The sequence below is a fragment of the Streptomyces sp. NBC_00341 genome (assembly GCF_041435055.1).
Lineage (GTDB): Bacteria > Actinomycetota > Actinomycetes > Streptomycetales > Streptomycetaceae > Streptomyces.
The window spans coordinates 4289446-4312004 of record NZ_CP108002.1 but is presented as its reverse complement, the minus strand read 5'-3'; the positions used below and the strand labels follow the sequence as shown (position 1 = coordinate 4312004).

Genomic DNA, 22559 nt, shown 5'->3' with positions numbered 1-22559 from the left:
CTAGAAGTACCCCTCGCGCTTGCGGTCTTCCATCGCGGCCTCTGACATCTTGTCGTCGGCGCGGGTCGCGCCCCGCTCGGTGAGCCGGGAGGCGGCGATCTCGGTGATCACTGCGTCCAGGGTGGTGGCGTCGGAGTCGACGGCGCCGGTGCAGGACATGTCACCGACCGTGCGGTAGCGGACCTGGCGGGTCTCGGTCCGCTCGTGCTCCTTGGGGCCGCCCCAGTCGCCCGCGGTCAGCCACATGCCGGAGCGGCTGAAGACCTCGCGCTCATGGGCGAAGTAGATCTGCGGGAGCTCGATGCCCTCGCGCTCGATGTACTGCCACACGTCCAGCTCGGTCCAGTTGGAGATCGGGAAGACCCGGACGTGCTCACCCGGGGCGTGCCGGCCGTTGTAGAGCTGCCACAGCTCGGGGCGCTGGCGGCGCGGGTCCCACTGGGAGAACTCGTCGCGCAGCGAGAACACCCGCTCCTTCGCCCGCGCCTTCTCCTCGTCACGCCGCCCGCCGCCGAACACCGCGTCGAAGCGGTGCTGCTGGATCGCCTCCGTCAACGGCACGGTCTGCAGCGGGTTGCGGGTGCCGTCGGGGCGTTCGCGGAGCTTCCCGGCGTCGATGTACTCCTGGACGGAGGCGACGTGCAGCCGCAGCCCGTGCTCGGCGACCGTGCGGTCGCGGTACTCCAGGACCTCGGGGAAGTTGTGCCCGGTGTCCACGTGCAGCAGTGTGAACGGCACCGGCGCGGGCGCGAAGGCCTTGAGCGCCAGGTGCAGCATCAGGATCGAGTCCTTGCCGCCGGAGAACAGGATCACCGCACGCTCGAACTCCCCCGCCACCTCACGGAAGATGTGCACCGCCTCCGACTCCAGGACGTCCAGATGGGAGAGCGTGGCTCCCGCGTCCACTCGGCGCACTGCCCCCGTACTCGCCATCGCTCAGGCCGCCGGAAGGGCGGTGGCCAGTGAATTCGCCGCCTGGAGACCCAGGTTGAGGCCTGCGGCTGCCGGGTCGTCCGACCAGGGCTGGGACCGGGCGCTGGCCGCGAACCGGCGCAGCGCGGACGCGGGCGCGCTGCGCGGGGCCAGCCGGCCCGCGCGCCAGGCCTCGCGCAGCGCGATTCCGGCGCCCTTGCTGTTGCGGTGGGCCACGCGGAGCCCCGGCACGAAGTGCACCCGGCCGCCGGACTCGGCGAGCCGTTCCACGAGACCGTTGTCACTCGCGGTGACCTGGTCGGGGAACCCCCCGGCAGCGCGGAACGCCTCCGTCCACACCGCCGAGTTGCCGCCCGCGAAGAACGTGACCTCGCTGCCGGGGACGTGCTGTGCGTAGCGGACCTCGTAGCGGTACTGGCGGGCGCGTGAGACCACGCTGCTGTCGAACGGCAGCACCCGGCCGGTGATCGCAGCCCGCTCGGGGGTGAGCGCCGTATCGAGGACGTCGAACCAGTCGGGCAGGGGCCGGGCGTCGTCGTCGAGGAAGGCCAGGACGTCGCCGGTCGCCTCCTGGCCCGCGAGGTTGCGGCCGGCCGCCGCGCCGCGACGCCGTTCGTGGCGCAGCAGGCGGATGGGGAAGCGGTGGGCCGACTCGTCGACGCGCAGGGGGATCTCCGAGGCGTCGTCGACCAGGATCACCTCGTGGACGATGCCCGTGTCGCACGCCGCGATCGCGGTCAGCAGTGCGTCGATGTCGGTGGGGCGGTTCCGGGTGGCGACCACGACGGAGACCTGCTTGCCGCCGTCTGAGGGTGTCGTGCTCATCGCAGTTCTACTCCTTGCGGACGTTCGTGGCGGCCACCTGCGGGGGCCGGGCGGGGCTCGTGGGGTGCGGCGGGACGCGGCAGGTCACCGGGACGCCGCGGCGAACGGGTCGAGGACCTCGTCCACCTCGTCGAGGAGCGTGCCGAGGGTGGCGGACCGCCCGTCGTCGGCGGCCGGTTCCGTGGTGATCACGATGCGGGCCGCGACGTCCGCGGCGAGCCGCACGGCGGCCTGCGCGTCGGCCGCGCGGACCACGACATGGCCGCAGCGGTCCTCCGACCAGCGCAGTTCGTGCACCGTGTCCCCGGGCTCGACCTGGACGTCGACCTGGACGACGCCGTCCATCGCCTCGGCCTCCGAAGCGCCCGTCACCGAGGTGACGGTTCCCGGCTCCGCGACGAGGAAGCGGATGGCGGCCGCACCCGTCGGCTCCGCCCGGCGCGGCAGCGGGTCGCCGTCCAGGGCGAGCCGGTAGGCGGCCTCCTCCAGGTCGACACCGTGGACCAGGCGGACCAGTTCGTTGATGCGGTCCCCGCCGCGACGGCTGTGCGACTCGATGACGCGGGGACCGGCGGCGGTGAGGATCAGTTCGGTGTGCGCCGGCCCGTCCACGAGGCCCACGGCGTCCAGCAGGGCCTCGACCGTCGACACGACGGCCTCTCGTCCGGCTCCGTCCAGCGGCGCGGGCACCACGTGACCGAGCTCGACCACGCCCTGCCCGGTCTCCTTGCCGGTCACCGCGACGACGGTGTGCGCCCCGGCCCGGGAGAACGTCTCGACGCTGAGTTCCTCGCCGGTCAGCCACTCCTCGGCCATGAAGTCGTCGAGGCCGAAGGCCTCGCGCCACGCCCACGCCTCGTCGACCTCGTCGACGGAGGCGATCCGGCGGACGCCCAGGCTGCCGGAGCCCATGGTCGGCTTGAGCACGGCGGAGCCCGCCGCCTTCACGAAGTCGCGCAGCTCGGCGGCGGTCGGCCGGGTCACCGTCCGCACCGGTCCGATGCCCTGTTCGTTCAGCAGCGCACGCAGGGCCGGCTTGTCGTGCAGCAGCCGGGTGGTCCGCTCGCCGTTGCCGGGCAGTCCGAGCGCGTCGGTGAGATGGCCCGCCACCACCTGGGCCGCCTCGGTCTGGGTGAAGACCCGGGCGAACGGCCGCTGTTCGTGCAGGGCGCGCACCAGGGCGGTGACGGTGGGAACGTCCTGGTAGTCGACGAGCAGCAGCTGCGAACAGTGCTCCACCACATCCGGGTCGAACGCGGACGGCTTCTGGATGTGCACCACGTCGAGGCCGAGCGCTGCGGCCTTGCGGACGATGCCGGCCTTTCCGCCGACGACGAGAACACGGGTTGAGGGCAAGGGAATCACCTTCGGTAGGGGTTCGGCGGATCAGGCGGGGGCGGGGGCGGGAAGCGCGGAGAGACGCAGCGCCTCCCACACGGAGGCGGTGTCCGCCGGGAGTGCGTCGTCGGTGTCCGCCGCCGGGGAACGGGGCTTCAGCCCGGCGAGGTACGGGGCGAGGTCGAGTCCGGTGAACCGCGACAGGCGCTCGGTCTCCTCGCCCCGGCACAGTGCGTGGTACTCGACGACCAGGGCGTTCCGGTCCGGTACCGCCGGTGCGAAATCGAGCCAGTGCCGGTTCCAGGCCGTCCACTTGGCGAGGGCGGCCTCCCGCGTGAGGGGCACATAGGGCCGGTCGCCCTTCCAGCGCAGCATCGAGCGGGCGGCCTCCTCCGGGTGGCGCACCAGCATCACGTAGCGGGCGTTCGGCAGTACCTCGCCGAACCAGGGCAGATGCAGCAGGTACTCGTTGTACTTGTCCCCGCAGTGCGGCAGTTCGCCCTGGGTGTCGGCCAGGATCCGCCGTGCCAGGTCCACCGGGTCGTCTCCGCACGAGCCCTCTGCGACGTCCCTGGCGGCGGCCCGCAGGCTCTGTTCCACCCGGGCGCGCCAGCGTTCGACGCCCGAGCCGTCCGGCGGGCGGCGGTCCAGGGCGTGCAGGATCTCGTCCGTGCGCAGATGGTGGTCGGCCAGGTCCTGCCGGTTCAGCCAGCGGTGCAGCAGATAGGGGAGTTTGCCGTTGACGGTGAAGTGGCCGCCCGCGTCGTGGAAGGCCAGATTCAGCGCGTAGGCGAGGGCGGTGGTGCCGCAGCGCTGGCCCCCGAGCAGGATCACGGGTGAGTCGTTCATGCGCCGGCCTCCACCGTGTGCGCGTCGGGGCCGGCGGGGACGGCGTCCTCGCCCGTGCTCCGCGTCATCTCGCGGAGCAGCCGCATGCAGGTGCTGCTGGCCTCGAATCCGCCGGCGGTGAACTCCTCGCCCCACGGCTCGTCCCGCTGCGCCTGGTTCAGCACCCGGCCGACGCGCCAGTGCGTCTCCAGGGAGATCCAGTCCCGGTAGCCGTCCTCGGCCAGCCGGGCGATGATCGCGGGCCAGGGCAGGTCCCCGTCGCCGAGGCGGACGTAGGCCCGCCGGCCGTCCGGGTCCTTCACGTGGACGTGCCGGATGCGTTCGCGGCCGAGCGCGTAGTCCTGCGGGAACGGGGCCGGGTCCCAGCCGCTGAAGACGCTGTTGCCCGGATCCCACAGGATGCCGAGCCGGTCGTCGCCCAGCGCGTCCAGGAACTCCAGGGTGTGGCGCATGGTCGGGCTGTTGGTCCGCATGCCCGTCTCGACGAGCAGGGGGACGCGTCCGAGGGGGACGCCGTCCAGTACCTCCCGGGCGGCGGCGGCGGCCCGGCGGGGGTCCGGATCGCCCTGCCGGTAGAAGGTGAAGATGCGGACGAACGGTGCTCCGAGCAGCTCGGCCCGGCGCACGGAGTCCGTCACCAGTGCGCGGGCGGAGTCCGTCTCGGCGGCGGTGCGGGGCAGTTCGCACTTCAGCGCCGGCGGGTCGAAGCCGGCCACCCGCAGTCCGTGCCGGGCCACCGTCGCCCGTATTCGGGCCAGGGCGGCGTCGTCCATGCGATGCGGCGCCACGCCGCCGCTGGATCGGATCTCCAGTCCGTCGAAGCCGAGGCGGGACGTCGTGGCCGCCGCCTGCTCGATGTCCTGGGACAGTTCGTCGTTGATGACGGCGAGTCTCACGGAAGGATCTCCTCGCTGACGGCCTGGGGGAGGCGTGGGTCCGGCGGGTACCACTCGCGCAGGAGGGCGATGTCCTCGGTGAGGGACGGTGCCTTCGACTCGACGGTGACCGCGCGCAGTTCACCCGCCGCGTCGAGGACCTTCCGGGTCAGCTCGGGCCGGGCGGCGGCGAGCGGCCGGTGCCGCGAGGTGGCGGGCTCGTCCCAGTCGAACCCCTTGACCTGGGCGTAGGGGATCCAGCGGGCGAGCCGGGCCGCCGCCGCGACGGGATCGCCGTCGATCCGGGCGAGGCCCATCGTGTCGAGCAGGACCGAGGTGCCCGCGCGACGGCACAGCTCGTCGAGTTCGGCCACGGGCGCGTATCCGTGGTGGGTCTCCACCAGGACGAGGGAGGCGTCGCCGACCCTGGCGGCCAGCGCCGCGATCTGCGCGAGCGTCAGGGCGAAACGGTCGGGGGCGGTGCACCCGGCGGCCGCGAAGACCTTCACCGGCAGGCCCCGCTCGGGCATGTGCAGGCCGTCGACGGAGGCGGGCGGGTGCTCGGCCGCGCCCAGCACGGTGGAGACGCCGACGAAGCAGACCTCGGCCCCGGCGGTGCGCAGGGCGTCCAGCCCGCCGGCCTCCCACGCGTGGCCCTTGCCCTCCCTGACGTCGACGGCCGTGCCGCCGCACGAGAGGACGAGGCCGGCCAGGGCCCCGGCGTCCAGGCGCGGCGCGGAGCCGGAGGAGATACCGATCAGCGGCTTCACGCGGCCACCGCCGGCGCGGCGGTGGCGATCGACGAGAGGATCTCGGTCACCGCACGGGCGCCGTCGAGGTGGCAGCGCGCCGGGGGACGGCCCGTCGCCACCGCCTCTGCCATCTCCCGGTAGACCTCGGTGCGCAGGTGCGAGGTCGGCACCGTGGGCCAGGTCTGTTCCGTGCCGTCGAGCTGGGTCATCACCGTGCCGTCGGTGATGTTGAACCCCCCGTCGGGCCCGAGGATCTGGAGCCGTTCGGTACGGACCATCGACTCGGCGGTCACGGTGAACGCGAGGGTGGCCCCGGACCGGAAGGCGACCATTCCCGTGACGCGGGTGTCGATGCCCGCGGCGACCTCCCTGGTCGGCGTCAGGCGCACCGACTCCGGCCGCCCGAGCAGCTGACACGCCAGGTCGAGGTAGTGGACTCCCAGGTGGGCGGAGATCCCGCCCAGCGCCACGGTGGGGTCGCTGCGCCACCCGGCACGCCGGTAGTGGGCCGGCGGCCGGAACCGCGACACCTCCAGGACCGCTGTGACGGAGGACGCCGACCAGGCGGCGGCGAGGGCCGCCTCCGGCAGCCGCATCCGGTGCTGGAGCATCACGCCGACCGGCAGGCCGGTACGCCGGGCGGCGGCCGCGACACCGTCGATCTCGGCCACCGACACCGCGGGCGGCTTCTCCAGCAGGACGGCCTTGCCCGCCTCCAGCGCCTGGACCGCCATCCGCGCGCGCCCGCCGGGCGGGACGCACAGGGCGACCAGGTCGACGCAGGGGTCGTCCAGGAGCTCCTCCCAGGAACCGGCCCGGTGGTGGCTGCCGGTGTCGACCGTGGGGTCCTGCTCCAGGACGGACACGATCCCGGCCTCCGGCAGTTGCTCCAGCGCGGTGGCGTGCTGCTGGGCCGCGATGCCGAATCCGACGACGCCCACACCGAGTGGCGTGCTCATGCGGTACCTCCCGCTGTGGCCGGGGCGGTCCGGACGGCGCCCCAGCCGAGCTGCTCGACGACCGACGCCGGTACCGGGACGCCGTGTTCGGCGGCCATGGTCTCGGCCAGCCGCTCCTGCTGTTCCGGCAGATGGACCTCGGGCGGTCCCTGCGGGTAGCCGGCGGCCACCGCGCCCGACAGGACGTCGAGGAGTTCCTCCACAGGGGGGTTGCCGAACGCGTCCGGCGACAGGGCGAGGAACAGCTGGGAGCAGTCCATCGCCCGCTCGGGCTCGGCGCGCTGCTTGTGGACGAGGGGGCTCACCGTGCCGCCGGCCAGGATGCCGGCCAGCACCTCGGTGATCACCGCGACCCCGAGGCCCTTGTATCCGCCGAAGACCGGGACGGCGCCGCCGCGGTCGAGCTCCTCCGGATCGGTGGTGGGGCGGCCCTCGCGGTCCACCAGCCAGTTCGGGGGCACCCGTTCGCCGCGGTGCGCGGCATGCCGGATCTTTCCGCTGGCGACCGTCCCGGTGGCGAAGTCCACGACGAGCGGGGACCCGCCCGCACGGGGGACGACCATGCACACGGCGTCGTTCCCGAGCGTCGGGCGTCCCGCGCCGGGGGCTGCGACGCTCGGGCCGGAGACGTTGAGGACGAGGCCGACGACGCCGTGGCGGACGAAGTGCTCGCGGTAGGCGGCGAGCATGCCGACGTGGTTGTTGCCCCGGACGGCGACGGCGGCCAGCCCGGTGCGGGCGGCCCGCTCGGCGCATCGCTCTGCCGCGAGCTCCGCGGCCACCTGCCCGAACCCGCCGCGGGCGTCGAGGCGTACGACGGACCCCTCCTCCTGGCTCCACTCCGGCTCCGCGGTGGGGTCGATGCCTCCCTCGCGCAGCCGGTCGAGGTACATCGGCAGCAGGCCGACACCGTGCGAGAAGTGACCCCGCACATCGGCGTCCACGAGGACCCGGGCGACCAGGGCGGCGCGCTCGGCGTCGACGCCTGCGGCGGTCAGTGATCCGGCCGCCGCCTCCCGCAGCGCCTGCGTGGTGAAGCGGACCGCCGCCTTCGGCCGGTGCTCGGGACGGGGCGCGCGATTGAGGTGGACGGTCCGGTCGGCGGACGCCGCCACCTCTGCGTCGGTGGTGACCAGGAGCACCGCGCCGCCCCGCCGGGCCGCGGTGTGTGCCGGTTTCGCGCCGGACTCCGCGGGCCGCGTCCCGGTGGCGTCGACGACCACGACGTGGGCCGGTCCGTCCGGGCAGCGCTCGTGCGCGGCCACCACGCTCACGCCCGCCGGGAGGGACGGCCTGATCCGCCGGGACCGGCCGGCCCCGCCGGCGTCGATGGCCCCGTACTGGGCCCGCCGCCGTCCGGCGAGCACCTGGATCAGGGCCGCCGCGGACGCGGTGTCGTCCGCGAGCACCGCGACGATCTCGCCGGCGGACACGGTGACGGTCAGCCCCGCGATCAGGATGCGCTCCGCCCCCTCGGGGCCCTCGGCCACGATCAGGTCCGCGATGCGGAATGCGGGCGGCCTGCCCGCTGATTCGGTCATTGCTGGCTCCTCGATATGCCGTGGTAGGGGTCGGAACTCCACCGGGTCGCCCGGGGCGGGGCCTGCACGGGGTCGTCCCGCGACATCACGGGACGACCCCGTGCAGGCCCTTGCGGACACGGCCTACGCGGCCGTCGGCTCCAGGAACTCCAGCCGGTTGCCGAACTTGTCGAACGCGTAGAAGCGGTCGTGGCCCGGGAAGTTGTCGTCCCACGTCACCTCGTGGCCGCCCTCTTCCAGCCGCTTGGCCAGGCCGCGCAGCGACTCGACGAGGATTCCGGGGTGCGCCTTGCGCGCGGGAGCGAAGTCCTGCTCGACGCCGAGGTGGACCTCCAGGCCGCCGCCGCGGAACCAGCACCCGCCGCGGGCGGCGAGGACCGGGGGCTTCTCCAGCTCCGTCATTCCGAGCACCTCGCCCCAGAACGCCCGGCACTGGTCCTCGCCGCCCGGCGGGATGGCCAGCTGGACGTGGTGCAGGCCACCGAACGCGTAGTCGGAGCCGGTCTGTTCGTTGCTCTGATCGGTCATGTCTCGTCTCTCTTCTCTCTGTTGTGCGGGCACCGGACCGGTGCCGTCCGGATCGGCCGACGCGGTGTCAGCCGGTCGAGGCGAGCGCCTCGTGGCGTGCGGCCATGCCGTCACTGCGTACGGTGAACGACAGTTTCCGTACGCCCTCCTGGGCACGCCGCAACGCCTCGTCCTGTGACGTGCCCACCGCGCAGACATGTGCACCCCGGGCGAAGGAACCGGTGACTCCCTTGAGCCGCTTGCCCGGTTCGCGCAGCACCTCGACGTCGACGACGCCCTCCAGCGCGCGGGCCTCCTCCTCGCCCGCCACCTCCACGATCTCGCCCACCGCGTCCGGGCAGGCGTACCAGATGGCCGCCGCGCCCGGACCGTCGTGCGGGGCGGCGAGGGTGGCGCGGAGGCCGTCGAGGACCTTGAGGCCCACGGCCTGGCGGGCGACGACGTCGATCAGGTCGACCCCGCTGACCCGCGCCCACAGCTCGGGGATCTCGTCGCCCGCCGGACGCAGGTGCGTCTCCACGATGTGGACCGCGTCCGCGGCCACGATGACCTCGGTGTGGGTGACGCCCCGCCGGACTCCGAGGGCCGTCAGCATGTCGGTCACGGTGGTACGGATCCGCTGGTCGTCCGCGTCCGGAAGGGGGGCCGGGACGACGTGGCCGACCTCGACGAAGTGATCGTGCTCGGAAATCTTGCGGGTGACGCCCACGGCCAGGTGCTCGCCGTCCTCGCTGACGCACTCCACGCTGTACTCGTCGCCGCTCAGGAACTGTTCGACGAGCAGGTCCGGCGCGTCCAGGTCGCCGGCTCCCTCGGCGCCCCACTCAAGGGCGCGGGGGATGTCGGCCGGTCCGTCGATACGGGTGACGCCCTTGCTGGCGACCCCGCGCACGGGCTTGCAGATCAGCGGGTAGCCGGTCCGCTCCGCGACCTTGAGGACGCCCTCGACGTCGTGGACGGTCTCGGCGACGACCTGGCCGACCCCGGCCTCGGCCAGCACCCGGCGCATCGCGTACTTGTCGGCCACCGCCCGTACCGTCTCCGCGCTGTGCCAGTCGAGGCCGAGGTCGAGCCCGATGGCCGCGGTCTTCTCGGTGTCCTTCTCGGTGAAGTTGGTCAGCCGGTCGACCGGGTCGACCGCGTGCACGAACCGCGCCGCGGCCACCCACTCCTCGACCGGGGCGTCCTCGCGGAGCACGATCAGGCGCTGGATCTTCTCCCGGCTGCGCAGCCGCGGCACCACCTCCGGCCGGCAGATGACGGTCGTGCGCAGTCCCGGCCAGGCGCCGCGGGCGCGATCGGGCAGATCGCGCCCGCCGCTGACGATCAGGAGATGCTGGGGCGGGAGTGTGTCTGACATGCTTTCCTCCGTCAGTGCGCATTCCACCGAGGGGTGGGAATGGGTCGGTGCGGTCGGTCAGGAACCCTCTGTGGCGGGTACGGGCTCCGAGTGCGGCGCGGGCCCGGTGGTGGCCGGTTCCGGCTTCTGCCGGGTGCCGAGCCAGCTCAGGGCCGCGGACAGCGGGAAGCAGACCGCGATGATCAGCCAGCCGCTCGGTCCCGTCCGGGCGAGGAGCCACAGCACCACGGCCGGCCCGGCGATCTCCGCCGCCGAGAAACCCACGTTGAAGAAGGCGAAGTACCGGCCCTGGGCCGCCTCCGGCGACATCGCGAAGGAGATCTCCCAGGACGACGCCGAGTGCAGCAGTTCCCCGAAGGTCAGCAGGAGCAGTGCGGCCACGAGGGTCACGATCGCCCAGCCGGACGTGTCCGACCAGCCGCTCGCCGCGAAGGCGACGCAGGCGAACAGCAACAGGACCGACGACATGGTGGTGGCCCGGGTCGCGGTGGCCAGGTCGCCGATGTGGCGCGTCACCCTGACCTGGGCCAGCACCGTGAGGACCGTGTTGGTGGTGACGAGGACGGTGATCATCCAGATGGGCGACGCGGTGTGCTCCGCCACCCAGAGCGGCAGCACGGTGATCAGGATCGCGTCGTGCAGGAACATCACCCCGTTGGCCGCCGTGGCGGCGACGAACCGCCAGTCGCGGATCGGCGGGACCACCGCCTTCGCGCCCTTCCCGTCCCCCTTGTCCTTGGCCACCGCCGGGCCGACCCGGGGCAGCATCCAGACGAGGGAGAACACCACCAGGAAGCTGATCGCGTTGCCGATGAAGAGCCAGTGGAACGCGGTCTTCGAATTGGTGGTCAGGGCGATCCCGGCGAGCGAGAACCCGACGGTGAAGCCGAGGTTGCGCAGGGACCGGATGAATCCCATCGTGCGGTTGCGTTCGGTTCCGGTGATCAGGCGGCCCACCAGGGCCTGGTTCAGGGGCTGTCCGGCCCGGTCCATGATGTACAGCAGGCTGGCCGTCACCACGAACTGGCTGAATCCGTCGACCCTCAGGTAGGCGAGGTAGCCGATGGCGCGCCACAGGCAGACCACCAGGATGATGTTCCTGGGGCCGAAGCGGTCGGCGAGCATGCCCATCGGCACGGTGGTGGCGAGCCCGACCACTCCCGCGATCCCCAGGCCCACGCCGAGCTGGGTCTCGTTGATTCCGGCGAAGCGCGTGAAGTAGAGGGCGGAGCTCGCCAGGAACATGCCGGTTCCCATGGAGCCGATCAACGCGTTGACCGCGATGATCCGGGACTCCCTGGTGGCGGGCAGGGCCCCGGTCAGCCGGGTGCGCCACGTCTTGTGTTCGGTCATCACTCTTCCCTCCCGGAAGCGGTCGGTCCGTCCCACTCGGTGCGCCAGTGGCGGACCAGCCCGGCCCAGGTGTCGGCCGCCCCCGAGGGCAGATAGGTTCTGCGGATCCGCTGGTGCTCCGCGGTCCACGGCGTGGCGGGCGAGCGGACCGTTCCGAAGGCCAGCACGCCTTCGGGCAGCAGCGGTTCGGCGGGCACCCCGCCGTAGGGGTAGGCGAACAGCCGGGCGGGGCCCGCTCCGTACCGCTCGCGGATGTCGTCGAGGGAGCCCAGGGTCTCGGCGCGCGCCTCGGCCGGCGGGATCCGGTCGAGGTGCGGGTGGGTACGGGTGTGGGCGCCGATCAGGTGCCCCTCCCGGGCCAGTTGGTCGCACTCCTCGTACGTCAGGTGGTCCTCGCGCGGACGGGGGCTGCGCCGGCCGAGCAGTCCGGTGCAGACGAAGAACACCGCACGGACGCCGAGACGGTCCAGGATGTCCCGTGCGTGGGTGGTGTTGTCGCGGTAGCCGTCGTCGAAGGTGACGAGCACCGTGGGGCGGTCGGGCCGGCGAGGGCCCCCGTCGGCCAGCAGGTCCGCCGGGTCGTACGGGGCGAACTGTTCGAGCACCTGCTCAAGGCCCCGCTCGAACGCGTCCGGGGACAGCGCGGTGTAGTGCCGCACGTCCGGGTGCACGTGGTGGAAGTACAGCACCAGGGGCCACCGCGGGGCGCTGCCCAGGGCGGGCTGGTGCTCGGCCGGGACGCCGGGGACCACGGGCGGGAGCGGTGTCATCGCGCACCGCCGTTCACCGGACGGCCGGCGTCGGGGGAGTCCAGGGTCTGCCGCATCACGCGGTCGACGTGCCGGGCCAGCTCCTCGATCCGTTCCGCGCTCCAGTGGACCGTGGAGTACTTCAGGCTCATCTCCAGCTCCCCGTCGACGATGTCCCCCTCGGCCATCAGCAGATAGCGCTCCCGCTGGAGCGGCGAGCGGTGGGCGCCGAAGCTCTCGTCCGCGGGCCGCAGCACCGCACCCGGCGCGCGCTGTTCCAGCCGCAGCAGATGCCCTCGGAAGTTGAGCCGGACCCGGGGACGCGGGCAGGCCGCCAGGGCGGCGCGCTCCGCGGGATCGGGCGAGAGGAAGCGCAACGCGTCGAACCCGTAACGGCGTTCGGGCAGGGCGGCCGGCCCGCCGAGCGCGGCGGCCAGTGCGGGGACGCCCTCGCCCTCCCACCGCAGGACGGCCGGGTAGGTGCTCTGTACGTAGCCGACCGTGCGGGACAGGTCGAGGTCCCCGGGGGACACGCCGCGGCTGTGCGCGTAGACGTCCACCCCGTGCACGGGCTCCCCGGTCCAGGCCGCCAGGCCGCCGACCAGGCAGCCGAGGGCGAAGTCGTGCGGGGCGATGCCCGCGGCGGGGAGACGGTGGAGCACCTGGCCGGTGAGGTCCCGGGGCAGCCGGAAGCGGTGGGTGCGCAGCGTGGGCAGCGGCGCGGAGCCTTCCGCGTCGGGCCGCAGCACGGTGAACTCCCCTGTCCTGAGGGCCCATTCGGCGGCGTCCTGCCGGGCCTGCGCGGTGCGCACCCAGTCCCGCAGCGCGGTGCCGACGGCCCGGGGCCCCGTCGCGGCGGCTCCCGTCCGGCCGTCGCCCAGCAGCAGTTCGAGGTCGTCGGTGAGCAGGCCCATCGACACCCCGTCGAGGACGAAGTGGTGGACCGTCAGCAGCAGCCGGGCCCCGTTCTCCGCGCCGTCCACGTACAGCAGTTGAAGGACCCGGCCCTCGGCGAGCGACATCGAGGTCTGCGCCTCGGCCAGCGCCTCTTCCAGCCGGGCGGCCCGCTCGGGCGGCGGGACGGGGGACAGGTCGATGACGCGGACGGCGTCCGCGGGGTCGGCCTCCCGCAGCTCCGCCGTGCCGTCCGCGCGGAGCGCCGTGCGCAGCGCGGGGTGGCGTCGTCGCAGGGCCCCGGCCACCCGGACGAGGCGGTCCGCGGACATGCCGGAGTCCGTGGTGAACAGCGCGTTCAGGCAGAAGTGGTCGCGGGCCGGCAGTTCGCCGTCGCTCAGCCAGCGGTGCTGGGCGGGCAGCAGGCCGAGCGGCCCTGCGGGCTCCTCCTCGACGGCGTCGGGCGCGCGGCGGCCCTCCGCCCGGGAGAGGGCGGCGCGGGCGGTGCGCCCGGTGAGCAGGTCGCCGGGGGTCATGGAGATGCCCCGCGCCCGCATCCGGCCGCAGACGCGCAGGGCCATGAGGGAGTCGCCGCCCCGGGCGAGGAAGTCGTCGTCGGGGCCGAGTTCCGGCGCGAGCAGCAGTTCGCGGAGCAGGGCGACCACCGTGTCCAGCGGTGACCGCGCCTCGTCGTCGCGCTCGTGCGTCACCCCGGCGGCCAGGACGGCCGCCGCGGCCTCTGCCGCCGCGCGGCGGTCGGTCTTGCCGGAGGTGGTGAGGGGCATCCGGTCGAGTACGGCGATGCGGCCCGGCACCAGATAGGCGGGGACCCGCTCCCGCAGGTGCTCCCGGACCGCCCGGGGGTCCGGGCCGTCCCCGTCGCGGGCGACGGCGGCCGCCAGCACGTTCCCGCCTGCCCCGTCGTCCAGGGTGAAGGAGACGGCAGAGGTGATCCCGGGGGCTCCGAGCAGGTGGCGGTCGACCTCGTCGAGTTCGACGCGGTGGCCGCGGACCTTCACCTGGTTGTCGACGCGCCCCAGGAATTCGAGGCCGCCGTTCTCCCGCCGCACCACCATGTCGCCGGTGCGGTACATCCGCGTGCCGGGCGTCGCCGCGTACGGATCCGGCAGGAAGCGCTCCCGGGTCCGCGCCGGGTCGTTGAGGTAGCCCAGGGCCAGCGGCTCGCCGCCGATCCACAGTTCGCCCGGTGCGCCGTCGGCGACGGGCCGGCCGTCCTCGTCCAGCACCCGTGCCACCCGGTCGCCGACCGGTTCCCCGATGGGCAGCCCGTCCGTGCCGGGCACCTCGTCGCCGGGGGCGAGCACCAGGGCGGTCGCGGTGACCACGGTCTCGGTGGGGCCGTACCCGTTCACCAGCACGGTGTGCGCGAGGGGGGTACGGCGGTGGGCGCGGGCGTCGGCGGTCGTGGCGTTCTCGCCGCCGATGACCACCGTGCGGACCCCGGCGAAGGACGGCTCCCGCTCGCCGTCGAGCTCCGCACAGAGCATGCGCCAGTAGGCGGTGGGGAGTTGCAGGACCGTCACCCCCAGCTCCTGCGCGACCGAGGCGAGTTGAGCGGCGCCGGGGACGCCGTCCGCGCCGTGGAAGGCGAGGGTTCCGCCCGCGGCGAGGGTCGGCCAGATCTCCTCCTGGGCGACATCGAACCCGAGGCTCGCGAACTGCAGCACGGTGCTGTGCGGCCCGAGCGCGAACAGGTCCACGGCCGCGTCGGCATGGCGCGCCAGCGCCCCGTGCCCGACCAGGACTCCCTTGGGCGCTCCGGTGGACCCGGAGGTGTAGATGACGTAGGCGCCGTGCTCGTCGTCCGCGGTGCGCGGGCCGGCGGATTCCACCAGGTCCCCGGCGGGCTCCACCGGGTCCCCGGCGGGCGGCAGGAGCGCCGTGCTGTCGTCGAGGACCGCGGTGGCGCCGCTGTCGCGGAGCACGTACGCCAGGCGTTCCGCGGGGGTCGCCGTGTCGACGGGTACGAACGCGGCGCCGGCGAGCCAGGTACCGAGCATGGCGACGACCGCCTCCGGGCCGGAGGGCAGGCGCACGAGGACGGTGTCGCCGCGCCGTACACCGCGTCCCGCGAGGGCCCGCCCGGCCTGCTCGGCGCGGTTCCACAGCCGGGCGTAGGTCATGGTGCCCGCCGGGGTCCGCAGGGCGATGTCCGCGGGGCGGCCGGCCGCGTGGCCGCGGATCAGGTCCACGACGCAGGGGGTGTGGGTCATGCGGTCCCGACCTCCTGCGTCGTGCCGGGGCCGCAGGGGTCCAGGACGAGCCGTGCGTGGGCCAGGAGCCCGTTGTCGTACATCCGGTGCCGCTGCACGACGATCGTCAGGTCGGCGGCGGCGAGGTCGGCCACCAGGTCGTGCCCGGCGGGTACGGCCCGGCCGCGTGCGGAGAACGTGGTGACGTACGGGTCGTGGAACATCACATCGGCGCCCGCGCCGAGCAGTTCGAGGGCGAGCGGCTCGGCCGGCGAGTGGCGGATGTCGGCGACGTCCGGCTTGTAGGTGACGCCCAGCAGGAGCACCTTGGCCCCACGGACGTTGATCCTGTTCGCCGTCAGCAGTTCCCGCGCCCGGGAGGCGACCCAGACGGGAATCGAGTCGTTGATCCGCTGCGCCTGCTCGGCCATCCGGAACGGCACCCCGGCCTGCGTCGCGCGGTGCACGAGGTAGAGCGGGTCGACCGGAATGCAGTGGCCCCCGACACCCGCGCCGGGACGGAACGGGGTGAAGCCGAAGGGCTTGGTCGCGGCGGCCTCGATGGTCTCCCAGACGTCGACACCCAGCCGGTGGCAGATCTGCGCGAACTCGTTGACCAGGGCCAGGTTCACCTGGCGGTAGGTGTTCTCCAGGATCTTGGCGGCCTCGGCCTCACGGCTGGAGCGGGTGACGTGCACCCGCTCGGTCAGTCCCGCGTAGAACGCGGCGGCGCGGGCACCGCACGCCGCGGTCAGCCCGCCGACCACCTTGGGCGTGTTGTGGAAGCCGTACCGGGTGTTGCCCGGGTCCACCCGCTCCGGCGAGAAGGCCAGGTGGAAGTCCGTGCCCGCGGTCAGCCCGGACTCCTCCAGGATCTCGCGGATGACGCCGTCGGTGGTCCCGGGGTAGGTGGTGGACTCGATGATCACCAGCTGTCCGGACACCAGGTGCTGGCGGACCGTGCGCACGGCGGAGAGCAGGGGCTCCAGGTCCGGCACACCGTGGGTGTCCACCGGTGTGGGAACGCACAGGGCGACGACGGAGCATTCGCTCAGGAACGCGGGGTCCGTGGTGGCGTCGAGCAACGGCGCCACGGCGTCCAGTTCGGCACGGGTCACCGTGTCGACGGGCGGCCGGCCGATGTTGACCTGAGCCACCAGGAAGTCGCTCAGGTCCAGTCCGCGGGTGCGGTGGCCGCCCCCGGCGGCGGCCACGGCGAGCGGCAGGCCCGCGTAGCCGATGCCCACGACGGCGACGTCGACGGTGCGGTCGGGGTGTGCGGCCGGGGCGGGGCCGTTCGTGAGGACCGGCTCGGGTGGACCGGGTGGTGCGGCGGCGATGACGTCCATCGGGCTCTCCTGTGCGCGGACCGGGCAGGTGGATGGGTGGCGCGGGGCGCCCCTACCACCAGCCGTTGTCGCCGTCGGGCCGGTCCACGACGGCCGTTCCGGGGTCCGGTGCGCCGGTGGTCGGCCCTGCCGTCGCGGCATGGGCCGTACCCGCGGCGGTGAGGAGGGAGGCACAGAAGAGGGCGGTACAGAGGAAGGCGCGGAATCGTGCAGGCATAGCTGTCCCCCGGTATGTCTGGCGAGTGCGAAGTCCGGCGGAGATAAGGGCGGTTGGGGTCGCCCACCGCCGGCGGAACCCATGCTGCTGCCGCGCCCGTCCACGGAGCAAGATGTTGCGTGCGGCGGCCATCAGCCATGGCGACAGGGCGCCACGCCATGCATCCGTCTCAACATGCGAGATCTTTCCGGAAGGGGAGGGCCCTCTTCCGGATCGCTCTCAGTCCAGCAGCCCGCGCTCCGCGACGCGCAGGGCCGCCTGGAAGCGGGTGTGCACGCCCAGCCGCTCCATCAGGCAGGTCATGTACCGGCTCAGCGTCCTGGAGGAGATGCCGAGGTGGCGGGCGATCGCCTCGTCCTTGACGCCGTCGGCGAGCATGCGCACCACGACGAGGTCCTGGGAGTCGAGTTCCGCCCCGAGGGCGGCCTGCGGGGGCGCGGGGCGGACGGGGACCGAGGTGTGCCAGCAGTAGTCGTACAGCGCGTGCAGGGATCTCACCAGCGCCTGCCCGTGGATGGCGAAGGCCCCCTCGCTGGAGTCCTGCGGGTCGATCGGCAGGACCGCGAGGTCGTCGTCGAAGAGGATCATGCGCAGCGGCAGGTAGTCCGCGGTGCGCGCCTCGCGCCCGATCCGCTCCGCGTCGGTCAGATACGCGGCCATGTAGGGGACCTCGGCGGTCCGTCGCGAGTAGAGCGTCTCCACCCGGATGCCGCGGCTCTCCATCTCCTTGTCGCGCAGCAGCATGTCGTCCATGAGTTCCTCCGGCGGCGGTCCGCCGGGGTGCATCGACCGCATGCGTACGTTGCAGGTGCTGCCCGCGTCCTCCAGGAAGGCGTTCACCAGTGCCGGTGTCGGCAGGGTCTCGATCTCGACGGACTCCCGGCGCTCGTCGTGCAGGCGCGGGTAGTCGCCGATCAGGGAGGCGACCGCACCCCGGATCCTGGCCAGATGCTGCAGGTGCGCCGCGGTCTGGCGTTCCTCGGCGGAGAACAGCCGGGTGAGCGCGGCCTCCGGGGTGACGGTCACGTAGCCGCAGGGGGCCGACGACGCGGGGAGCAGCAGGCCGACGGCGCAGAGGGCGTCGCAGGCCTGATCCGCCTCGGCGAGGGAGCAGTGGACCTCGGCCGCCATCTGTTCGAGCGACCAGCCGGGATTCCGGTGGATCAGCCCGTAGAAGCGCTGGCGCACCTGTTCGGTCAGCTTGTTCACTCGTCCCCCTCTTGTCGGCTCGGCTCCCCCTCCGTCGCGGTGGGACGTCGTGCCCTTCCCCGCAGTGTGCCCGGAGGGCCCAGGGTGACCCATAGGTACCACCCGCCCCACGGGAGAGTCGATGCTCGCGCCCTGCGGGGCCGCGGGAATGGAAGTCGCCTTGCTAGATGTTCACCATTCAACTAAATTGGTCGCAGAACAGTCCCCGGAGGTGGCTCCCATGCCCGCAGTAACCGTCGAAAACCCGCTGACCCTGCCCAAGGTCGCCGCCTCTGGCGACGCCGTCGCCCGTCCCGTGCTCGCCGTGACCACGGCACCCAGCGGGTTCGAGGGCGAGGGATTCCCCGTGCGCCGCGCCTTCGCGGGAATCAACTACAAGTACCTCGACCCGTTCATCATGATGGACCAGATGGGCGAGGTGGAGTACGCGGCCGGTGAGCCGAAGGGCACCCCCTGGCACCCGCACCGCGGCTTCGAGACCGTCACCTACCTGATCGACGGCACCTTCGTGCACCAGGACTCCAACGGTGGCGGCGGCACCATCCAGAACGGCGACACCCAGTGGATGACCGCCGGGTCCGGGCTGCTCCACATCGAGGCCCCGCCGGAGTCCCTCGTCACCTCGGGCGGCCTCTTCCACGGCCTCCAGCTCTGGGTGAACCTGCCCAAGGCCGACAAGATGATGGCCCCGCGCTACCAGGACATCCGCGGCGGCCAGGTGCAGCTGCTCGCCTCCCCGGACGGCGGCGCGCTGCTCCGGGTGATCGCGGGCGAGCTGGACGGCCACCAGGGCCCCGGTGCCACCCACACCCCCATCACGATGATCCACGCGACCGTGCGCCCCGGCGCCGAGGTGACCCTGCCGTGGCGCGAGGACTTCAACGGCCTCGCGTACGTGCTGGCCGGCCGCGGCACCGTGGGCGAGGACCGCAGGCCCGTCCACATGGGCCAGACCGCCGTCTTCGGCGCCGGCTCCTCGCTGACCGTCCGCGCGGACGAGCAGCAGGACGGCAACACCCCGGAGCTGGAGGTCGTCCTGCTCGGCGGGCGTCCCATCCGGGAGCCGATGGCGCACTACGGGCCGTTCGTGATGAACAGCCAGGCCGAACTGAAGCAGGCCTTCGAGGACTTCCAGGCCGGCCGCCTCGGCACCGTGCCCGCCGTCCACGGGATGTGAGCCACGGCGTCCGCGGGATGTGAGCCGCGCCGCCGCCGTATGACGGTTCGTCACTCGTACGGCGGCGCGGGCGGGACACCGTCCCCGGGGCGTGATCGGGTGGGAGGGTGCAGACACCCAAGCCCCTCCTGCCCGTCGGTGCCCGGCGACTGGCCGCCTGGTGCGGTGTCGTCCTGCTGGTCACCGGCGTCGCCGCGGTGGCCATCTGGCTCTGCGTCGCGCTCAAGACCGCCGTCACCCCCGTCCTGCTCGCGCTGCTCGGTACGGCGCTGCTCGGCCCCGTGCACCGCCGGCTGACCAAGCACGGGGTGAACCGTTCTGTGGCGGCCGGCCTCACCTGCGTGCTGCTCGTCGCGGTGGTCGGCGGCGCCGGATACATCGTCGTCACCGCGCTCATCGACACCGGTGACCAGATCGTCCAGTCGCTCAAGGACGCCGGTCAGTGGGTCGCCGACCACTTCGGGGTCGAGGGCAACACGAATGTGGACGACCTCGCCACCAACGCGAAGAAGCTCGTCGAGAAGTTCGGCGCGAGCGCCGCGGGCGGGCTGCTGACCGGCATCAGCCTGGTCGGTTCGCTCATCGCCACGAGCGTCCTCGCGCTGCTGCTGACCTTCTTCTTCCTGCGTGACGCCGACCGGGCCGCGCACCTCGCGCACTCCATCGCCCCGCGCGGCGCCGGTGACCTGGTCGAGGCGATGGGGCGGCGCGCGTTCGAGGCCGTCGAGGGCTTCATGCGCGGTACGACGCTCATCGCGCTCATCGACGCCGTCTGCATCACGGTCGGCCTGCTGATCCTGCGGGTGCCCGGTGCGGTGGGGCTGGGCGCGCTCGTGCTGGTCGGCGCCTACATCCCGTACCTGGGGGCGTTCATCTCGGGGGCCGTCGCGGTCCTGGTGGCGCTCGCGGACCGGGGCTTCGTGATCGCGCTCTGGGCGCTCGGGATCGTGCTCGCCGTGCAGGTGCTGGAGGGCCACATCCTCCAGCCGATGATCCAGAGCCGTACGGTCCAGATGCACCCCGCCACCATCATGATCGCGCTGACGGCGGGCGCGAGCGTGGCGGGCCTGCTGGGGATGCTGCTCGCGGTCCCGGTGTGCGCGGCGGCGTTCGGCGTCCTCGGCGAACTGCGCGAGGGCCGGCTGCCGCCGACAGGCACCCCGGACGCCCCACCCGACAGGGCCTAGAGCTCCGCCTCCACCCCCGCCAGTTCCACCGGCTCCGTCGACTCGTACAGCTCGAACCAGATCGACTTGCCCTCACCGCGCGGGTCCACCCCCCACGCGTCGGCGAGCATCTCCATCAGCACCAGCCCCCGCCCGCTGGACGCCATCTCGCCGGGCCGCCGCTTGTGCGGCAGCTCGTCGCTGCCGTCGGCCACCTCCACCCGCAGCCGCCGCTCCCCGTGCTCCCCGCTGGCCTGCGCGACCATCAGCGCGTCGCCGTCCGTGTGGACCAGCACGTTCGTGGCCATCTCGGAGATCATCAGCACGGCGGAGTCGACCTGCTCCGGGTCCGCCCAGTCGTGCAGCATCTCGCGCACCTGCTGCCGGGCCGCCGCGATCCGTTCCGGTTCGGCCTGGGCGATGGTCAGCGCGGTCCGCCGCGGCGGGGTCACCCGGGTCGCCGGGCTCTCGCGGCGCAGCAGCAGCACCGCGACGTCGTCCTCGCGGCGGTCCGCGAGCGGGCCCGTCGTGTAGTGCGAGGTGGGCCCGTGCACCGCCTGCACCAGGGCGTCCGCGAGCTTCTCCAGATCGCTGGTGTGCCGTTCCAGGATCGGCCGCAGCCGGACCCAGCCGGTGGCCAGGTCGTGCCCGCCGGTCTCGATCAGCCCGTCCGTGCAGAGCATGATCGTTTCTCCCGGTTCCAGGGTGACCCGGGTCGTCGGGTAGTCCGTGTCCGCCTCGATGCCCAGCGGGAGCCCGCCCGCGGTCTGCCGGATGAACGCGGTCCCGTCGGGCGTCATCACCACGGGGTCGGGGTGCCCGGCCCGCGCGATGTCGAGGGTGCCGGTGGCCGGGTCCGCCTCTGCGTACAGGCAGGTCGCGAAGCGCGGCCCGGTGTGCTCCGCGTCCTCGTTCGCGTCGGTGAGCCCGGAGAGGAAGCGCGAGGCCCGCGAGAGCACCGCGTCCGGGCGGTGCCCCTCTGAGGCGTACGCGCGCAGGGCGATCCGCAACTGGCCCATCAGCCCTGCGGCCCGCACGTCATGGCCCTGGACGTCACCGATGACGAGGGCGACCCGGCCGTTGGGCAGCGGGATCATGTCGTACCAGTCGCCGCCGACCTGGAGCCCGCCCCCGGTCGGCACGTACCGTGCGGCCACCGTCATCCCCGGGATGCCGGTCCCCAGGGACGGCATCATCGTGCGCTGGAGCCCCTCGGACAGCTCCCGCTCGGTCTCGGCGATCCCGGCGCGGGCCAGCGCCTGCGCGAGCATCCTGGCCACCGTCGTCAGCACCGACCGCTCGTCCGGCGAGAACGACACCGGGTGCCGGAAGCCGGCCATCCAGGCGCCCATCGTGCGGCCCGCCACGATCAGCGGCAGAAAGGCCCAGGAACGGCGCCCGAACCGGCGGGCCAGCGGCCAGGTGGCCGGGTAGCGGTGGACGTACTCCTCGGGGCTGGGCAGATAGATCGCCCGCCCCGTCCGTACGACCTCGGCGGCCGGATAGTCGGTCTCCAGCGGCATGTCGTTGAACGGTCCCTCGTCACCGGAGTGGTGCCCGTGGTGCCCGACGATCGTCAGCCGCTCGCCCTCGACCCCGAAGACCGCCAGCCCGTCCGGCGAGAACCCGGGCATGGAGAGCGAGTAGGCGACCCGCAGCACCTCCGCCGTCGACCGGGCCTCGGCCAGCGCGCGTCCCGCGTCCAGCAGGAACGCCTCCCGGGACCGGCGCCAGTCGCCGGTGATCCGGTTCTGCGCCCCGTCGGCGCCCGGCTCCGGCTCCGCCACCTCCTGGAGGGTGCCGACCAGCACGTAGTCCGCGTCGCTGTCCTGCGCGGGCGGCAGCGGCCGGGACCGGCTCCGTACGGTACGCATCACCCGCCCGTGGGCGTCCACGATCCGCAGCCGGGCCTCGGCCAGCGTGCCCTCGGCGACGGCCAGGTTGACCACCCCGTAGATCTCGTTCCAGTCGACGGGATGGAAACGGGAGCGCACCTCCGACTCACGGAAGACGCCCGATTCGGAGGGCAGCTCCAGCAGCCGGGCCGCCTCCGCGTCGAGCGTGACGACCCCGGCGGCGTTGTCCCAGCGCCAGAGACCGGTCGCGGTCGCGGCCAGGACTTCCTCGGTGCGCATTGCCCCACTTTAAGAAGATGTGGCCGCCGAACGCCACCGGCGGTCCCGGCGGCCACGCCCCCCGGCGCCCTTGCCGGGGACAACGGCAATGAAACGGCCGGGTCGCGGGCGGTAGCCTGGGGTGGCTGTATGTGCCC

Annotated in this window: 19 protein-coding genes; 2 read left to right on the top strand and 17 right to left on the bottom strand. The window is 73.3% G+C overall.

Annotated features, from left to right (window positions below; translation table 11 throughout):
• The 16 genes from cysD to OG892_RS19290 form a co-directional block, all read right to left on the bottom strand.
• Window positions 1-906 carry a sulfate adenylyltransferase subunit CysD gene (gene cysD / locus OG892_RS19365; protein ID WP_371629819.1) on the bottom strand — a complete coding sequence of 302 codons (906 nt, stop codon included), beginning with the start codon at window positions 904-906 and terminating at the stop codon, window positions 1-3.
• 30 nt (window positions 907-936) lie between these two features.
• Window positions 937-1758: a glycosyltransferase family 2 protein gene (locus OG892_RS19360; protein ID WP_371629818.1), complete on the bottom strand. Its 822-nt coding sequence runs from the start codon at window positions 1756-1758 to the stop codon at window positions 937-939.
• 84 nt (window positions 1759-1842) lie between these two features.
• Window positions 1843-3114: an ATP-grasp domain-containing protein gene (locus OG892_RS19355; protein ID WP_371629817.1), complete on the bottom strand. Its 1272-nt coding sequence runs from the start codon at window positions 3112-3114 to the stop codon at window positions 1843-1845.
• 30 nt (window positions 3115-3144) lie between these two features.
• Window positions 3145-3945 (bottom strand): sulfotransferase, encoded by an 801-nt coding sequence (locus tag OG892_RS19350; RefSeq protein ID WP_371629816.1) that lies wholly within the window; start codon window positions 3943-3945, stop codon window positions 3145-3147.
• Entirely contained in the window at window positions 3942-4841 is a 900-nt protein-coding gene (locus OG892_RS19345) for a sugar phosphate isomerase/epimerase family protein (RefSeq protein ID WP_371629815.1), read from the bottom strand. The genes OG892_RS19350 and OG892_RS19345 overlap by 4 nt, the downstream gene beginning before the upstream one ends.
• Window positions 4838-5590 (bottom strand): hypothetical protein, encoded by a 753-nt coding sequence (locus tag OG892_RS19340; RefSeq protein ID WP_371629814.1) that lies wholly within the window; start codon window positions 5588-5590, stop codon window positions 4838-4840. The genes OG892_RS19345 and OG892_RS19340 overlap by 4 nt, the downstream gene beginning before the upstream one ends.
• Window positions 5587-6531, bottom strand: a complete 945-nt coding sequence (locus OG892_RS19335; protein WP_328866347.1) for a Gfo/Idh/MocA family oxidoreductase — start codon at window positions 6529-6531, stop codon at window positions 5587-5589. The genes OG892_RS19340 and OG892_RS19335 overlap by 4 nt, the downstream gene beginning before the upstream one ends.
• The gene (locus tag OG892_RS19330; protein ID WP_371629813.1) at window positions 6528-8072 is read right to left on the bottom strand and encodes an Ldh family oxidoreductase; all 1545 of its coding nucleotides are present in this window, start codon (window positions 8070-8072) and stop codon (window positions 6528-6530) included. The genes OG892_RS19335 and OG892_RS19330 overlap by 4 nt, the downstream gene beginning before the upstream one ends.
• Before the next feature lie 123 nt (window positions 8073-8195).
• Window positions 8196-8600: a glyoxalase gene (locus tag OG892_RS19325; RefSeq protein ID WP_328866349.1), complete on the bottom strand. Its 405-nt coding sequence runs from the start codon at window positions 8598-8600 to the stop codon at window positions 8196-8198.
• A 67-nt stretch (window positions 8601-8667) separates the two neighbouring features.
• Window positions 8668-9960, bottom strand: coding sequence for an ATP-grasp domain-containing protein (locus tag OG892_RS19320; RefSeq protein ID WP_073733351.1), 1293 nt, complete (start codon window positions 9958-9960; stop codon window positions 8668-8670).
• Between the two features lie 57 nt (window positions 9961-10017).
• Window positions 10018-11313: an MFS transporter gene (locus OG892_RS19315; protein ID WP_371629812.1), complete on the bottom strand. Its 1296-nt coding sequence runs from the start codon at window positions 11311-11313 to the stop codon at window positions 10018-10020.
• Entirely contained in the window at window positions 11313-12083 is a 771-nt protein-coding gene (locus OG892_RS19310) for a polysaccharide deacetylase family protein (protein WP_371629811.1), read from the bottom strand. Before OG892_RS19310 ends, OG892_RS19315 begins: the two co-directional genes overlap by 1 nt.
• Window positions 12080-15190 carry an amino acid adenylation domain-containing protein gene (locus tag OG892_RS19305; RefSeq protein ID WP_371629810.1) on the bottom strand — a complete coding sequence of 1037 codons (3111 nt, stop codon included), beginning with the start codon at window positions 15188-15190 and terminating at the stop codon, window positions 12080-12082. Before OG892_RS19305 ends, OG892_RS19310 begins: the two co-directional genes overlap by 4 nt.
• On the bottom strand, window positions 15187-16518 hold the full coding sequence (locus OG892_RS19300; RefSeq protein WP_079193192.1) for a nucleotide sugar dehydrogenase: 1332 nt from the start codon (window positions 16516-16518) through the stop codon (window positions 15187-15189). The genes OG892_RS19305 and OG892_RS19300 overlap by 4 nt, the downstream gene beginning before the upstream one ends.
• A 52-nt stretch (window positions 16519-16570) precedes the next feature.
• Window positions 16571-16735: a hypothetical protein gene (locus OG892_RS19295; protein ID WP_328866353.1), complete on the bottom strand. Its 165-nt coding sequence runs from the start codon at window positions 16733-16735 to the stop codon at window positions 16571-16573.
• Between the two features lie 219 nt (window positions 16736-16954).
• On the bottom strand, window positions 16955-17944 hold the full coding sequence (locus tag OG892_RS19290; RefSeq protein WP_073733355.1) for a helix-turn-helix transcriptional regulator: 990 nt from the start codon (window positions 17942-17944) through the stop codon (window positions 16955-16957).
• Between the two features lie 220 nt (window positions 17945-18164).
• Here OG892_RS19290 and OG892_RS19285 point away from each other — a divergent pair, with 220 nt between their 5' ends.
• Together OG892_RS19285 and OG892_RS19280 are read left to right on the top strand one after the other, a co-directional pair.
• Window positions 18165-19121, top strand: coding sequence for a pirin family protein (locus OG892_RS19285; protein ID WP_073733356.1), 957 nt, complete (start codon window positions 18165-18167; stop codon window positions 19119-19121).
• 107 nt (window positions 19122-19228) lie between these two features.
• A complete protein-coding gene (locus OG892_RS19280; protein WP_073733357.1) occupies window positions 19229-20308 on the top strand; it encodes an AI-2E family transporter in 1080 nt (359 codons plus the stop codon).
• On the opposite strand, the gene OG892_RS19275 is transcribed toward OG892_RS19280, so the two are convergent.
• Window positions 20305-22422 carry a SpoIIE family protein phosphatase gene (locus OG892_RS19275; RefSeq protein ID WP_073733358.1) on the bottom strand — a complete coding sequence of 706 codons (2118 nt, stop codon included), beginning with the start codon at window positions 22420-22422 and terminating at the stop codon, window positions 20305-20307. The two genes, OG892_RS19280 and OG892_RS19275, sit on opposite strands and share 4 nt — an antisense overlap.
• Window positions 22423-22559: the final 137 nt, after the last annotated feature.